Origin of the sequence: Cognatiyoonia sp. IB215446 (assembly GCF_033963825.1) — a bacterium.
Classification (GTDB): Bacteria; Pseudomonadota; Alphaproteobacteria; order Rhodobacterales; family Rhodobacteraceae; genus Yoonia.
On the sequence record NZ_JAXBMD010000011.1, the window covers coordinates 1 to 16896 of the forward strand.

At 57.4% G+C, this 16896-nt stretch carries 10 protein-coding genes; 3 read left to right on the forward strand and 7 right to left on the reverse strand.

Annotated features, from left to right (window positions below; genetic code table 11):
• Positions 1-112: 112 nt before the first annotated feature.
• The 4 genes from SLH49_RS21430 to rpsL are packed head-to-tail and all read right to left on the reverse strand — an operon-like array spanning position 113 to position 3726.
• Positions 113-742 (reverse strand): hypothetical protein, encoded by a 630-nt coding sequence (locus SLH49_RS21430; RefSeq protein WP_320271190.1) that lies wholly within the window; start codon positions 740-742, stop codon positions 113-115.
• Positions 739-2856, reverse strand: coding sequence for an elongation factor G (fusA, locus tag SLH49_RS21435; RefSeq protein ID WP_320271191.1), 2118 nt, complete (start codon positions 2854-2856; stop codon positions 739-741). The genes SLH49_RS21430 and fusA overlap by 4 nt, the downstream gene beginning before the upstream one ends.
• 15 nt (positions 2857-2871) lie before the next feature.
• Complete coding sequence (gene rpsG / locus SLH49_RS21440; RefSeq protein WP_320241198.1) at positions 2872-3342, reverse strand: 30S ribosomal protein S7; 471 nt, start codon at positions 3340-3342, stop codon at positions 2872-2874.
• Between the two features lie 12 nt (positions 3343-3354).
• The gene (gene rpsL, locus SLH49_RS21445; protein WP_045998418.1) at positions 3355-3726 is read right to left on the reverse strand and encodes a 30S ribosomal protein S12; all 372 of its coding nucleotides are present in this window, start codon (positions 3724-3726) and stop codon (positions 3355-3357) included.
• 390 nt (positions 3727-4116) lie between these two features.
• Here rpsL and SLH49_RS21450 point away from each other — a divergent pair, with 390 nt between their 5' ends.
• The gene (locus SLH49_RS21450) at positions 4117-4692 is read left to right on the forward strand and encodes a hypothetical protein (protein ID WP_320271192.1); all 576 of its coding nucleotides are present in this window, start codon (positions 4117-4119) and stop codon (positions 4690-4692) included.
• On the opposite strand, the gene SLH49_RS21455 is transcribed toward SLH49_RS21450, so the two are convergent.
• From SLH49_RS21455 to rpoB, 3 genes are all read right to left on the reverse strand, one after another.
• Positions 4689-5570, reverse strand: coding sequence for a DMT family transporter (locus tag SLH49_RS21455; RefSeq protein ID WP_320271193.1), 882 nt, complete (start codon positions 5568-5570; stop codon positions 4689-4691). The two genes, SLH49_RS21450 and SLH49_RS21455, sit on opposite strands and share 4 nt — an antisense overlap.
• Positions 5571-5816: 246 nt before the next feature.
• Entirely contained in the window at positions 5817-10073 is a 4257-nt protein-coding gene (gene rpoC, locus SLH49_RS21460; protein ID WP_320241191.1) for a DNA-directed RNA polymerase subunit beta', read from the reverse strand.
• A gap of 93 nt (positions 10074-10166) precedes the next feature.
• Entirely contained in the window at positions 10167-14306 is a 4140-nt protein-coding gene (gene rpoB / locus SLH49_RS21465; protein ID WP_320271194.1) for a DNA-directed RNA polymerase subunit beta, read from the reverse strand.
• Between the two features lie 389 nt (positions 14307-14695).
• On the opposite strand from rpoB, the gene SLH49_RS21470 reads away from it, so the two are divergent.
• On the forward strand, positions 14696-15796 hold the full coding sequence (locus SLH49_RS21470; RefSeq protein ID WP_320271195.1) for a patatin-like phospholipase family protein: 1101 nt from the start codon (positions 14696-14698) through the stop codon (positions 15794-15796).
• 83 nt (positions 15797-15879) lie between these two features.
• Entirely contained in the window at positions 15880-16893 is a 1014-nt protein-coding gene (locus tag SLH49_RS21475) for a catalase (protein WP_320271196.1), read from the forward strand.
• Positions 16894-16896 lie beyond the last annotated feature (3 nt).

The window sequence follows — 16896 nt, forward strand, 5'->3', positions numbered from 1 at the left end:
CATGGCCAATCGTGCCAATGTTCACATGCGGCTTATTCCGTTCAAACTTTTCCTTAGCCATTTTTCTCTTCCTTTAGAGGGACTTCGATTGATCGCGCCTTTGGCGCGCTTGTTACAATTGCCAGGCCGATTCACGCAAGCTGTTGGCGTTGTTTGCTCCGGGCGCTGTGCTGAGCGTCGGGCTTGCGACGGCTGGCGATGCCGAACTGCCGGATGCTGCCGCAGGGCCGAAAAGCTCTGTCGCAACAGTCTCAGCAAAACGTGTGATCGTCTGCGTGTAGTCAGATTGCGGCGACCCACGGGACGCGGCACCAATGACACCGCCCGGCGCGTAGCCGTCACCCGTTCCGACAACCTGTGTCGGCGCAAGCAGCGATGTCTGCGACGCAAGCTCAACAATTGAGACCGTACCGGTCGCAGTGCTGATCCCGCCGACCAGCAATGACTGGCCGGGTGAGACGAGGCTGACCCTGTCAACATTCACAGTCACAACAACGGGCGTGCCGCCGGGATTGCCCCGACCGCGCAGGCGCGAAGACAGCGCGCGCGTGATGTCCGCGCGCACCTGTGTAGCTGGCACATTAATCGCGCGCCCCGTCACACCAGCAAACCCGTTCGTGTCAACGACCACATCCTGCACGAACATCGCACTGGATACTTGCGGGTCGATGAGCGGTTCCTCCGCGCATGCGGACAGCAAGAAAGCTGCCGCAATTGCGATAAGGGCCTTGATCTTCGTCATGCGTATTTGGCCTGGATCTCTTCTGAGATGTTGTTCGGCACCGGTTCGTAATGGTCGAACTGCATCGTGAACTGCGCGCGGCCCGAAGACATGGAGCGCAGCGTGTTGATGTAGCCGAACATGTTGGCAAGCGGCACCATTGCGTCGATGGCAATGGCATTACCGCGTGTGTCCTGACCGGATACCTGACCCCGACGCGATGTCAGGTCACCGATGATGCCACCGGTATATTCTTCCGGCGTGATCACCTCGACCTTCATGATCGGCTCAAGCAGCTTCGCACCCGCCTTGCGCATCCCTTCGCGCATACACATCCGGGCCGCGATTTCGAACGCCAGCACGCTGGAGTCCACATCGTGGAACTTCCCGTCGAGCAGTTGCACCTTGAAGTCGATTACGGGGAAGCCGGCCAGCGGGCCGCTATCCATGACGGACTGGATGCCTTTTTCGACGCCAGGAATGTATTCCTTGGGCACAGCACCACCGACTATGAGCGATTCAAACGAATAGCCTTCGCCTGGCTCGGTCGGGATGATGTTCAGCTTCACCTCACCAAACTGACCAGACCCACCGGACTGCTTCTTGTGGGTATAGGTATGCTCCACCGCGTGACCGATGGTTTCGCGATAAGCCACCTGAGGTGCACCGATATTCGCTTCAACCTTGAACTCACGCTTCATGCGGTCGACGAGGATGTCGAGGTGCAATTCGCCCATGCCCTTCATGATGGTCTGACCGGATTCCAGATCAGTTTCGACGCGGAATGAAGGATCTTCAGCAGCCAGACGCTGCAGCGCGATGCCCATCTTTTCCTGATCGCCCTTGGTCTTGGGCTCAACAGCGATCTCGATCACAGGCTCTGGGAAGGTCATCGTTTCCAGCACGACGGGATCGCTTTGCGAACACAGCGTGTCACCCGTTGTTGTGTCCTTCAGACCACCGAGCGCGATGATGTCGCCAGCAAAGGCTTCATCAATCTCTTCGCGGTTGTTGGAGTGCATCATCATCATGCGGCCCACACGCTCTTTCTTCCCCTTGGTGGAGTTGAGCATCGTGTCGCCCTTGCTCAGCACGCCGGAATAGATGCGTGTAAAGGTCAGCGAGCCCACGAATGGGTCGTTCATGATTTTGAAAGCGAGGCCAGAGAAAGCCATGTCATCATCTGCACGGCGGGCGATGTTGCGGACTTCGTCCTCATCACCCGGCTTGAAGCCCATGTAGTCGACGACGTCGAGCGGGCTTGGCAGGTAATCGATCACGGCGTTGAGGAGCGGCTGAACACCTTTGTTCTTGAAGGCAGAGCCACCCAGAACCGGCACGAAGGAAAGCGACAGCGTGCCCTTGCGCAGCAGGCTACGCAAGGTCGGCACGTCAGGCTCGTTGCCTTCGAGGTATTCCATCATCGCGTCGTCGTCCATTTCGACGGCCGCTTCGATCATCTTGTTGCGCCATTCGTCAGCCTGGTCTTTCAGGCTGTCGCGGATGGGGGCCTTGATCCAGGACGCGCCCAGATCTTCGCCCTGCCACAGCCACTCTTCCATGGTGACGAGGTCGATCAGACCTTCAAGCTCTGTCTCTGCACCGATCGGCAGCGCAACGGGCACGGCCTTTGCACCGGTGCGATCTTCGATCATGCGCACGCAGTTAAAGAAGTCAGCACCGATCTTATCCATCTTGTTGACGAAGACCATGCGCGGCACCTTGTAGCGGTCAGCCTGACGCCACACGGTTTCGGTCTGCGGCTCAACACCGGCATTGGCGTCCAGCACGCAGATCGCACCATCAAGCACAGCCAGCGAACGCTCAACCTCAATCGTGAAGTCCACGTGGCCGGGCGTGTCGATGATGTTCATCCGGTGCTTGGGCGTGTCGGCTGTCTGGCCGTCCTCGGTCCGCTCCCAGAAGGTGGTCGTCGCAGCGGACGTGATCGTGATGCCACGCTCTTGTTCCTGCTCCATCCAGTCCATGGTCGCGGCGCCGTCATGCACCTCACCAATGTTGTGCGACTTGCCTGTGTAGTACAGGATGCGCTCGGAACATGTGGTCTTACCGGCGTCAATATGCGCCATAATCCCAAAGTTGCGGTAGAGTTCGAGAGGATACTCGCGTGCCATCTGGATGTTTCCCTATTACCAGCGGTAGTGGCTGAACGCTTTGTTCGCGTCGGCCATTTTATGGGTGTCTTCGCGTTTCTTGACGGCGGAACCACGGCCATTGACCGCGTCCATCAATTCACCGGCAAGACGTTCTTCCATGGTGTTTTCGTTGCGGGTCTTGGCAGCCTTGATCAACCAGCGAATGGCCAGCGCCTCGCGGCGCTCAGGGCGGACCTCAACAGGCACCTGGTAGGTAGCACCACCCACACGGCGCGAGCGGACTTCGACGGCTGGTTTGATGTTGTCGAGTGCTTCGTGGAAGACCTCAACAGGGGCTTTTTTAAGCTTGTCTTCAACGCGGTCAAAGGCGTTGTAGACGATGCGTTCAGCGACCGATTTTTTCCCATCGATCATCAGGTTGTTCATGAACTTTGTCAGAACGATATCGCCAAACTTTGCGTCTGGCAGAACTTCGCGTTTTTCAGCGGCGTGACGACGTGACATCTATGATTTCCCTTACTTAGGACGCTTCGCGCCGTATTTCGAACGGCGTTGCTTACGGTCTTTGACACCTTGGGTATCAAGCACACCGCGCAGAATGTGGTAACGCACACCGGGAAGGTCTTTTACACGGCCGCCACGGATCAGAACAACCGAGTGTTCCTGCAGGTTGTGGCTTTCACCGGGGATGTAGGAAATGACCTCAAAACCATTGGTCAGGCGCACCTTGGCAACCTTCCGCATGGCCGAGTTCGGCTTCTTTGGTGTGGTGGTGTAGACGCGTGTGCAAACGCCACGCTTCTGGGGGCAGGATTCCAAGTGCATGGACTTGGATTTGTTGACTTTCGGCTGGCGCGGCTTGCGGATCAGCTGCTGAATCGTTGGCATCGTGTGATGTTCCCATCTATTCACATGTGCGTCCGGCAAACGCGGGGTTTCAAAAGATGTGCCGTTGAAAGCACAAAAATTCCGCAGTCGAACCCTTACCGGAGGTTCGGTGCGGTGAGTTTCCAGAGGAACAAAGCGATAGGTGCTCGGTTCTTGGCCACTACGGGGTCTGATAACGGGATAATGGGGCAGGCCCCAACCCGGATGAGCGGCGTATAGGGGGAGTCGAATTGGCTGTCAACAGGGGCCGGCCGACGGCGCGTTTCTGCTTGATTTCCGTGCCATATCAGCGGCCGTTATCTCATAACAAACCGCCTTTATTGTATAGCGCCCGCCCGTACCTGATGTCTGTCGGCAGATGCAAAACAAGCAAAAAGGCGGGATTCGCCCATGATCAGACAAATCACCCTTTCATTGATGGCCCTCGCAACCGCCGCCGGATGTGCCGCGTCGCCGACGTCTCCCACTGTCAGCGAAAGTGACGTTGACCGCGCCATGGAGGAGGCGGCCCGGATCTCGCTTTTGCCTGAAACAAGCCTTGCCGAGTTGCCCACGGGCACCGTCACCTATGACGGTCAGATCGGTGCAGATGTCAGCGGTGATGCCAATGGCAGCATCCTTGCGGACATGACGATGGTCGTCGGTTTCAGTACCAATGACGTTGACGGCAGTGTGACGAACATCAACCTGATCAACCCCGATGGAAGTCCTGATCAGTTGCTTGAAGGCACGCTCGACATCAACGGATTTGAGAGCAACGGCAACCTAAATGCTGAGGCGCGCGGTGAAGTCACCGGCGTGGACGTAGACGGGTTTGAGGTCGACTCTTTCATGAGCCTCGACCTTGATGGTGAGGTGCGCGACGACGTGATCAATGGCGACGCGGTCTATGGTGATGTGAACGGCACCGCGCGTGGTGACTTTGACCTGAACGTCGACGGGGTCTTCTTCGGCACTCAGCGCTAATGGGCATGTGTTCGCAACTGCGCCTCGCGATAAAGGGTGAATAGCCCCGTCGCCACAACGATCCCTGCGCCAATAAGCGTCAGCGTATCGGGCCACTCACCAAAGATCACGACGCCCAGGACAAGCGCAACAAGCAGGCTGGTATAGCGGAAGGGTGCGATGAAACTGATCTCACCCCGCTGCATTGCCATGACCGAAAAGATGTAGCCGACGATTAGGAAGAGCGTCGCACCGGCCAATTGCAGACCTGCAGTGACCGTCATGGGTTCCCAAGTCGTTGCCACCGCGCCAAAGACGCCAAGAATAGCAACCCAAACCGCTGCGGCGAGCGCGACCAAAAGCGGCGGCACATCCGGCGACATGCGCCGCACCGTCAGGTCCCGCAATGTGATGCAAGCGACGGTGATCAGGGCATAGATACTGAAGCTGTTGAAGGCTGCCCCACCCGGCTGAATAATCAAAAGAACGCCGACAAATCCCACAAAAATGGCCGTCAACCGCCGCCACCCCAGCGGCTCGCGCAGGAAAAAGGCCGCGGCCAGCGCGACCGATAGGGGCAAGACCTGCATGATGGCACTGATATTCGCGATCGGCATATGCAAGAGGGCGGTGATAAAGAAATAGGTTCCCGCCATCTCGCAGGCACTGCGCAATGCAATCCACCACCAATCCCGACGCGGAAGATCAAAGCGAAATTGCCCCATGAGGCGGCACAACAGGACCAGGCAAATCACAGCCCCGATCCCACGCAACATGATGGCCTGAAACAGAGGCAAATCTGCCGCCACGATCTTCATAAATGCATCATTGACGGTGTAGGCGCCCATCGCGCCCATCATCAAGAACGCACCGCGCATGTTGTCAGAAAGAATGGGCATCAGTCGGGTAACAAATGAAGTAAAAAGCCGTGCCGCGGTTTCATGAAGGTTTAAGAACAGTGTCGCAATCAATCCAAACCGGAATACCACGACATGATCGTGCGAAAATCTGTTTTTTAATTGGCTCCAATAACTCGCGGAATACCGCCATGCGCTCGCCAGCTGAACTCTGACGCAAACGGCGCAACCGCAACAAAAAAGGGCCCCACCAACGTGAGGCCCTTCCAGAACTCTTTCAGCAAGAGACTACTCTGCCGCACCCTCTGGCGTGTCGACCACAAGATCGTCGGCAAAGACATCGTCGCCGGAGACCTCGTTGGCCATCTCCATCGGCGCCGCCAGCCGTGCGGCCTCCTCAGCCTCTTCCCGACGCGCTTCGATGACGACATTGTCGCGCTCGGCGGCGATACGCGTGACACGCTGGGTAGCACCACCCGTACCAGCCGGGATCAGGCGACCGACGATCACGTTCTCTTTCAGACCGATTAGCTTGTCCTTCTTGCCCTGCACCGAAGCCTCGGTCAGCACGCGGGTTGTCTCCTGGAAGGACGCAGCCGAGATGAACGACCGTGTTTGCAGCGACGCCTTGGTAATCCCCAACAGGATCGGCTCACCTTGGGCTGGACGATCACCGCGGGCGAGTGCCTTGGCATTGGCCTCGTCAAACTCGGCCTTATCCACATTCTCACCCTTCAGCAGCACCGTGTCACCGCTGTCTTGGATCTCCCATTTCTGGAGCATCTGACGGACGATGACCTCAATATGCTTGTCGTTGATCTTCACACCTTGCAGACGGTAGACGTCCTGCACTTCGTCGATCATGTAGTCAGCAAGGGCCTCGACCCCCAGAACCGCAAGAATGTCATGCGGGGCCGGGTTGCCATCCATGATGTAGTCACCCTTCTGGACAAAATCACCTTCCGCAACCGGGATGTGCTTGCCCTTGGGCACCATGTATTCGACCTTCATCTCCGGATCCTCCGAAGACTCAATCGCGATGCGGCGCTTGTTTTTATAGTCCTTGCCAAAGCGCACGTAACCATCGATTTCGGCGATGATCGCGTGATCTTTTGGACGACGCGCTTCAAAGAGTTCGGCCACACGTGGCAGACCACCGGTGATGTCCTTGGTCTTCGCACCCTCACGCGGGATACGCGCGACAACGTCACCGGCCTTGATCTCTTGCCCGTCATCAATCGACAGGACCGCGTCAACCGACATCGGATAGGCAACCGGGTTGCCGTCATCCTTGACCGCAGGTTCGCCATCTGCACCGACCACGATGATTTTCGGGGCAAGCTCGTTTCCTTTGGGTGCTGCGCGCCAGTCGGCCACGATGCGCTGGGTCATACCCGTTGCATCGTCGGTTTCCTCGCGCACGGCAATACCGTTGACCAGGTCAACATATTTGGCCGTCCCGGATTTCTCGGCAATGATCGGCAAGGTGAATGGATCCCATTCAAAGAGCTTGTCGCCGCGCAGGATGTCCTGACCATCTTTGACAAAGACTTTGGAACCATAGCCGACCTTGTGGTTTGCCAGTTCGTTACCGTCAGAGCCTTCGATAGCGATGGTCATGTTCCGGCCCATCACGATCATCTCGCCCGATGCGTTCTCCAAAAGGTTCGCATTGCTAAAGCTGATCTTGCCAGGCTGTGACGCTTCAAGGAACGACTGCTGACCACCTTGCGCAACACCGCCGATGTGGAACGTCCGCATCGTCAGCTGTGTACCGGGTTCACCGATGGACTGGGCGGCGATGATGCCGACAGCCTCACCGATATTCACCCGTGTACCACGTGCAAGATCACGGCCATAGCACATGGCACAGACGCCATCCTCTGACTCACAGGTCAGCGGCGAGCGGATGCGCATCTTGGCCAGGCCGGATGCATCGATCATGTCCGCCTTGCGTTCGTCGATCAGTTCACCCTTCTCAACGATCACCTCGTCGGTTCCGGGCTTCAGCACATCTTCTGCGGCCACACGGCCCAGCACACGCTCAGCCAGTGAGGCGACAACTTCACCATCATTCACCGCAGCTTCAGCAGTGATCGCAGCTTCGGTTCCGCAATCAAGCTCACGCACGATGCAGTCCTGGGCGACGTCCACCAGACGGCGCGTCAGGTAACCGGAGTTCGCAGTCTTGAGGGCCGTATCCGACAGACCTTTCCGCGCGCCGTGTGTCGAGTTGAAGTATTCAAGAACGGTCAGACCTTCCTTGAAGTTCGAGATGATGGGCGTTTCGATGATCTCGCCGTTTGGCTTGGCCATCAGGCCGCGCATCCCGCCCAGCTGCTTCATCTGCGTGACCGAACCACGGGCACCGGAATGGGCCATCATGTAAACCGAGTTCGGCTCACCCTGTGATCCATCCGCCAGTGTTGGCGTGGTCCCGATTGTGTCCATCATCGCGTCGGTGACTTTGTCATTGGCTTTTGACCAGGCATCGACCACCTTGTTGTACTTCTCACCCTGGGTGATCAGACCGTCCATATATTGCTGTTCAAAGTCCTTCACCTGATCGCGCGTCTCAGCCACCAGATCCCATTTGGTATCGGGCACGACCATGTCGTCCTTACCGAATGAGATCCCGGCCTTGAACGCCTCCTGGAAGCCCATGGTCATGATCTGGTCGCAGAAGATGACCGACTCTTTCTGGCCGCAATAACGGTAGACTGTGTCGATGACCTGCTGCACCTCTTTCTTGCGCAAGAGGCGGTTGACAAGCGCGAATGGCGCTTTGGCATTCAGCGGCAAGAGCGCGCCGAGGCGCAGACGGCCCGGCGTGGTTTCAAACCGCGTCATGACCTCATTGCCTTCTTCGTCAATCTGCGGAATGCGCGCAGTGATCTTGGCGTGCAGATGCACCTCACCTGCGGTCAGCGCGTGTTCCACTTCCTCGATATCCGCAAAGGCGAGGCCCTCACCCTTCATGCCTTCACGCATGATGGTGGTGTAGTAAAGGCCCAGGATCATATCCTGCGATGGCACGATGATCGGCGCACCGTTCGATGGCGACAGCACGTTGTTTGTCGACATCATCAAGACGCGTGCTTCCAACTGCGCCTCAAGGCTCAAGGGCACGTGCACCGCCATCTGGTCACCATCGAAGTCAGCATTGAACGCCGAACAGACGAGCGGGTGCAACTGAATGGCCTTGCCTTCGATCAGCACGGGTTCAAACGCCTGGATGCCAAGCCGGTGCAGCGTCGGCGCACGGTTCAGCATCACCGGGTGTTCGCGGATCACCTCATCAAGGATGTCCCAGACTTCGGGGCGCTCTTTTTCCACCAGCTTCTTCGCCTGCTTCACAGTCGAGGAAAGCCCTTTCGCCTCAAGCCGCGAATAGATGAACGGCTTGAAGAGTTCGAGCGCCATCTTCTTCGGCAACCCGCATTGATGCAGCTTCAGTTCCGGACCGGTCACGATGACCGAACGACCCGAGAAGTCGACGCGTTTCCCCAGAAGGTTCTGACGGAAGCGACCCTGCTTGCCCTTCAGCATATCGCTGAGCGATTTCAGCGGACGCTTGTTCGCGCCGGTGATCACGCGGCCGCGGCGGCCGTTGTCAAAGAGGGCATCCACAGATTCCTGCAGCATCCGCTTTTCGTTGCGGACGATGATGTCAGGCGCGCGCAGCTCAATCAGGCGCTTCAGACGGTTGTTCCGGTTAATCACACGACGATAGAGGTCATTCAGATCCGACGTCGCAAAACGACCCCCATCCAGCGGCACCAGCGGGCGCAGTTCTGGCGGGATCACGGGGATCACCGTCAGCACCATCCATTCCGGACGGTTGCCGGATTCGATGAAGTTCTCAACGATCTTCAGGCGCTTGATGATCTTCTTGGGCTTCAGCTCCCCTGTTGCCTCTTTCAGATCAGCGCGCAGTTGCTCTGCCTCGGATTCCAGATCGATCTGGGACAGCATCTCGCGGATCGCTTCGGCCCCGATATTGGCCTGGAACGCGTCCATACCGTAAAGGTCCTGGGCGTCGTTATACTCTTCCTCGGTCATCAACTGACCATAGGTGAGGTCGGTCAGGCCCGGCTCGATCACAACGTAGTTTTCGAAATAGAGGATCCGCTCCAGATCGCGTAGCGTCATGTCCAGCATAAGGCCGATGCGGCTGGGCAGCGATTTGAGGAACCAGATATGAGCGACCGGCGCGGCCAGTTCGATATGGCCCATCCGCTCACGGCGGACCTTTTGCAGGGTGACTTCCACACCGCATTTCTCGCAGACAACGCCGCGATATTTCATGCGCTTATATTTGCCGCAAAGGCATTCGTAATCCTTGATCGGACCAAAGATACGCGCGCAGAACAGACCGTCACGCTCTGGCTTGAACGTGCGATAGTTGATGGTTTCGGGCTTCTTGATCTCGCCAAAGGACCACGACAGGATTCGTTCGGGCGAGGCCAGCGAGACCTTGATTTCGTCAAACGTTTTTGCCGGGGTGAGCGGGTTAAACGGGTTGTTTGTCAGTTCCTGGTTCATCTTCAATTCCTTGAATTGGGGTGCGTCGGGTGGGGTCGGGCGACAATTTCCTTCGAAGGAAATTGCCAAAACTCTTCAAAGAGTTTTGCTGCCCTATTCCTCGTCCTCCGCATCCAGGAGTTCCATGTTGAGGCCGAGGCCCCGGACTTCTTTCACGAGCACGTTGAACGATTCCGGCACGCCGGCTTCGAAATTGTCTTCGCCCTTCACGATGGACTCGTATACTTTCGTCCGGCCCGCCACGTCGTCCGACTTCACCGTCAGCATTTCCTGCAGGGTGTAGGCGGCGCCGTAGGCTTCCAGTGCCCAGACCTCCATTTCCCCGAAACGCTGGCCACCGAACTGGGCCTTACCGCCCAATGGCTGCTGTGTGACAAGGCTGTAAGGCCCGGTCGAACGCGCGTGAATCTTGTCATCAACGAGGTGATGCAGCTTCAGCAGGTACTTCACGCCAACCGTCACAGGGCGGCTGAACTGCTCACCCGTGCGGCCATCGTAAAGCACCGACTGACCAGAGGTTGAGAATCCTGCACGCACCAGCGCGTCGTTCACGTCAGCCTCTTTCGCACCGTCAAAGACAGGCGTCGCAATCGGCACTCCATGGGTCACGTTGCCAGCGGCTTCGATCAACTGATCCTCATCCATGCCAGCGATGCCTTCGTCATAGACGTTGTCGCCATAGACGATCTTCATCGCATCACGCACAGGTGTCAGATCACCGGAGCGGCGGTATTCATCCAGCGCCTCATCGATCTGCAGACCCAGACCGCGCGCGGCCCAGCCCATATGCGTCTCAAGGATCTGCCCAACGTTCATCCGCGACGGCACGCCCAGCGGGTTCAGACAGAAATCAACCGGCGTACCATCGGCAAGGAACGGCATGTCTTCCATCGGTACAACCTTGGAAATCACACCCTTGTTCCCGTGACGACCGGCCATCTTGTCGCCGGGCTGCAGCTTGCGCTTCACCGCCACGAAGACCTTGACCATCTTCATCACGCCAGGAGGCAGATCATCGCCGCGACGGACCTTTTCGACCTTATCCTCGAACCGTGCATCCATCGCGCGCTTCTGGATCTCGTACTGCTCGTTCAACGCCTCGACGATTTTGGCATCATCCTCGTCTTCCATGGCGAGCTGCCACCACTGACCGCGGCTAAGCTCTGCAACGCTCTCCTCGGACACGATGGAACCGGATTTGAAGCCCTTCGGACCCTTCGCGGCCTTCTTGCCGTTGATGATGTCCCACAGACGCGCGTAGATGTTGCGATCCAGGATCGCGAGCTCGTCATCGCGGTCACGAGCAAGGCGTTCCACCTCTTCACGCTCAATCTGCAGCGCACGTTCGTCTTTTTCCACTCCGTGGCGGTTGAAGACACGCACCTCAACGACCGTCCCGAAATCACCGGGTGGTAGGCGCAGCGACGTGTCGCGCACGTCAGATGCTTTCTCACCAAAGATAGCGCGCAGAAGTTTCTCTTCCGGCGTCATCGGGCTTTCACCCTTTGGCGTGATCTTACCAACGAGGATATCTGCAGGACCAACTTCGGCCCCGATATAGACGATGCCCGCCTCATCGAGGTTGCGCAGCGCCTCTTCGCCCACGTTCGGAATATCGCGGGTGATTTCCTCTGGCCCCAGCTTCGTGTCACGGGCGGCAACTTCGAATTCCTCGATATGGATCGAGGTGAAGACGTCATCGCGCACGATCCGCTCGGAAATCAGGATCGAGTCCTCGTAGTTGTAGCCGTTCCACGGCATGAACGCGACGACCACGTTCTTGCCCAGCGCCAGTTCACCGATATCCGTCGACGGACCATCGGCAATCACCTGACCCTTCTGCACCAGATCGCCCACCTTGATCAGCGGACGCTGGTTGATGCAGGTATTCTGGTTCGAGCGCTGGAATTTGCGCATGCGGTAGATGTCCACACCCGCATCGCCCAGTTCCAGATCTTCGGTCGCCCGGATCACGATCCGCTGCGCATCCACCTGGTCGATGATCCCGGCCCGTTTTGCCATGATCGCCGCACCTGAATCGCGGGCAACCACTTCCTCGATGCCCGTACCAACCAGAGGTGCCTCGGCCTGCAACAGCGGCACCGCCTGTCGTTGCATGTTCGAGCCCATCAGTGCGCGGTTCGCGTCGTCATTCTCAAGGAATGGGATTAGCGAAGCGGCAACCGACACCAGCTGCTTGGGTGAGACGTCGATCAGGTCCACGTTTTCGCGTGGGCTAAGCGTGTAGTCACCGTTCTTGCGGGTTGAGACCAGTTCGTTATTGAACTCGCCTTGCGCGTTCATGTTCGCGTTGGCCTGCGCCACAGTATGCCGCATTTCCTCGGTCGCGGACATATAGCTGACCTCGTCGGTCACCTTGCCGTTCTCGACTTTGCGGTATGGTGTTTCGATAAAGCCGTATTTGTTAACCCGCGCGAAGGTGGCAAGCGAGTTGATCAGACCAATGTTCGGCCCTTCCGGCGTTTCAATCGGGCACATCCGGCCATAGTGGGTCGGGTGCACGTCGCGCACCTCAAAGCCCGCACGTTCACGCGTCAGACCGCCGGGCCCAAGTGCAGACAGACGCCGCTTATGCGTCACTTCCGACAGCGGGTTCGTCTGGTCCATGAACTGCGACAACTGGCTGGAACCGAAGAATTCGCGCACAGCGGCTGCAGCCGGTTTCGCATTGATCAGGTCCTGCGGCATCACAGTGTCGATCTCGACAGATGACATGCGTTCCTTGATCGCACGCTCCATCCGCAGAAGACCCACGCGGTACTGGTTCTCCATCAACTCACCGACGGAGCGCACACGACGGTTGCCGAGGTGGTCGATGTCGTCCACATCGCCGTTACCATCGCGCAATTCGACCAGCGCCTTGATACATGCGACGATGTCTTCCTTACGCAAGGTGCGCATCGTGTCTTCGGCGTCGAGGTCAAGCCGCATGTTCATCTTCACACGGCCCACAGCGGACAGATCATAGCGCTCCGCATCAAAGAACAGCGTGTCGAACAGCGCAGAGGCTGAATCAACGGTGGGAGGCTCACCCGGGCGCATGACGCGGTAAATGTCCATGAGCGCGGTTTCGCGGTTCATGTTCTTGTCCTGCGCCATCGTGTTGCGCATGTAGGCACCGACCGTGACGTTATCGATGTCGAGCACGGGGATCGTCGTGATGCCCGCATCCAGCAGGTCTTTCAGCGTCCCGCCGATCACTTCACCATCTTTGTCCGTCTCAATGGTCAGCTCATCACCGGCTTCGACATAAATCGCGCCGTTTTCTTCGTTGATGATGTCCTGTGCGACAAACTTGCCGATGATGTTTTCGTAAGGCACCAACAGATCGGTCACCTCACCGGCATCGATCAGCTTCTTGACCGAACGTGGCGTGACCTTTTCACCGGCCTTGGCGATGACTTCGCCAGTTTTGGCATCGACAAGGTCGAAAGCCGGGCGGGTACCGCGCACGCGCTCTGGGAAGAACTTCGTCGTCCAGGCCTTGCCCTTGCTATCGAGATGATAGTCAACCGTGTTGTAGTAGGCATTCATGATGCCTTCCTGATCCATGCCCAGCGCGTAAAGCAGTGTGGTCACAGGCAGCTTGCGGCGGCGGTCGATCCGGCAATAGACAAGGTCCTTGGCGTCGAATTCGAAATCGAGCCAGGAGCCACGGTAAGGAATGATCCGGCAGGCAAAGAGCAGTTTGCCCGACGAATGCGTCTTGCCCTTGTCATGGTCAAAGAACACGCCGGGCGAACGGTGCATCTGGCTGACGATCACACGCTCGGTGCCGTTCACAACAAACGTACCGTTCGGCGTCATCAGGGGCATATCGCCCATGAACACGTCCTGTTCCTTGATATCCTTGACGGATTTCGCGCCGGTATCTTCGTCAACATCAAACACGATCAGGCGCAGAGTCACCTTCAGCGGCGCGCTATAGGTCATGTCGCGCTGCTGACATTCCTCAACATCGTATTTTGGCTTTTCCAGCTCATACTTAACGAATTCAAGCACAGCTGTTTCGTTGAAATCCTTGATCGGGAACACCGACTGAAAGACACCTTTGATGCCTTCACCGTCAAGCGGCGTGTCACTGTCGCCAGAGCGCAGGAACAGATCGTAAGAGGATTTCTGAACCTCAATGAGGTTCGGCATTTCAAGGACTTCGCGGATTTTACCGTAATATTTGCGTAGACGTTTCTGACCAAGGAACGTAGATGCCATAACAGCCGGGTCTCCAATAATGTCGTAAACGCGCGCTCTGGCCGGGCCACCAGAACGCACGCCCGATGAAGGCAGGACCGTCTCAATGCCCGAGGTGCAACCCAAACACCTCTCCCGAAACGATCAACTTACCTGTCAAAACGCATGCCTAAGCGCTTTGAAAGATAAGTTTCAAAAGAACCTGTTTGTCGATTTTCCGATTGTTGAGCGGGTCTGAGTGGCACCAACTAAGAGAGATTCGGTCAAAGTTCAAGGGCGATGGGGAAAATCAATAGCTTTTTATGAATGGACAGAACAGCGCTTCAGAGCCCACCCTTGAGTGCCCCAAAGGCGCGTGGATGGCTCGACGGTAAATCTTGCGCACGGCAATTGATACGCCATGATGCAGGGTGACGGAAGATAGCACCAAGAAAGCGGTGCCCAAAGGACAGGACTATGCCATGCCGTTCAAACTGATCTCTTGTGATGGTGGCGGCATTCGGGGCTACCTGACCTGTCGCATGCTGCAGGCCCTGCATCACGAAACCGGATGCCTGGATAAAGCGGACGGCTTTGCAGGCACGTCGACCGGCGGGCTGATTGCTGTTGCGCTGGCCGATGGGCGGACCCGTGGACAGGATATGGGCCGTCTGATGGATGAACTGACCCATCACTATCGATGTGATGCTGCCGTCTTTTTTCGCGAAAACGAAGAGGGGTTTCTGGACAAATCGATCGACCACCTCTTGGCAAAACTGAACCTTGCCGGTGGTCCCGGTATCCTGTCTGCGCAGTATGATCCATCCGGACTGACCGAGATGGGGCGCGGGCTTGTCGGTGACCGGACGCTTGCATCCATCTCTCCAGATCTGGTTTTGGCGGTCAATACGGTGTGCCTGCACCGCGACGACAAGGTGGGTTGGGCCCCCTTCACACTGACCAATCAGGATCTCAGCGCGGTTGGATGGCTCGACACAACTGATGTGCGCCTGCTGGATGTCGCGCTGGCGAGTGCTGCAGCCCCATCCTATTTTCCACCGCACCAGATCGTCGCGGGTGGAATGGATTACGGGTACTTCGTGGACGGGGGGATGTTTGCAAACAACCCTGTCCTGAATGGGATCAATGTTGCCATGGCAGCTGGCCATGCCCATGACCTTGACCAGATCGAGGCGCTGTCGATTGGTACGGGCAAACAACCCACCGATATCTCCGAACACATGATCAAGAACCCCGATGATTGGGGCCTTTTGAAATGGTTCGGGGTGACCTCACACGCACCGAAAGGCGCGTTGATCGAACTGATGCTGACCACCTCTGCTGAAAACCAATACTGGATGGCGCGGCTGATGCTGCAGGATCGGCTGGTGCGGCTGAACCCTCCGCTGCCAAAGATGGTTGGGCTATCGACGCATACGCCCGAAGCTTACATGCTGATGGATCATGCAATTGAGACCGGGAAGAAAAGCAAAGCATGGCGACATGCATTGGCATTGTTAGAGGCATGGTAAACCCATGCGGGCTTGTCATTAACCACGATCTATCTAAGGTGGCTCTGTCGGCATTCACAGTTGATTGGGTTTGAACAGATTTTATGAGCGATCAAGACCTTGCCGAAAAACTGGTTAGCGTTCTTCAGCGCCCTGACGGGAACACGAACCTGCGTCCCGTTCACTCCATTGGCATCAGCGCGACCGGCTTTTTCGAACCATCTCTGATCGCCCGGAACTTCTGCAACGCCGATCATTTCTGCAACGACAGATCAGAGGTGATCGTCCGGTTTTCCAACGGATCGGGTGCGGCAAACGTCCATGACGGGTGGTCCGATGTGCGCGGCCTTGCCGTGCGCTTTCATCTCTCCGATGGCACCGATACCGACCTGATTGCGATGACTCTGCCAGAGTTCTTTGCGCCCACACCCGAAGGCTTTCTGGAGTTTGCCGAGATGGCCGCGCCAAAGCCCTATCACGGGCAAACGCCATGGCAAAAGATCGCGGGGCTCTTGCAACTGATCCTGCCCAAGCGCGACCCCTATCCGGGCGAGACGATCAGCCCAGATGACGGGGCGATTGAATTTGCCGACCAGAACGCCTTTGCCCAATTGGGCGTGATGCAGGCCGCGCAGATCGGAGCACCGGTTAGTTACGTGCGCGAGGCGTATCATGCTGTGCACACCTTTGTAGTGACCGGCGAGGATGGCACCAAACGCTGGGTGCGGTTTTATTGGCAGCCTATTGCGGGTGTGCTGAAGACCAACCCTGCGGCCACGCCGGTGGATGATTACCTGCGTCAGGAACTCAAAGACAGGCTGTCCGAAGAACCGGCGCGGTTCTCGCTCATGATGATGATTGGTGAGGTTGGCGACGATTTCAACGACTCCGCCCGCCCCTGGCCGCCGCATCGCAAGCGCATCATGATGGGCACGCTCACGCTGAATACGGTGCCCGAGGATCAGGTCGCGCAATGCGAAAAGCTCAGCTTCAATCCCGGGCTTTTGACCGATGGCATTGCGCTGTCAGACGATCCGGTCCTGCAGATCCGCATCAAGGCCTACGAAGTCTCAAGCGAATGGCGGGGCGCCACGCCCTGCCCTTTCTCCAAAGGGTAGGCG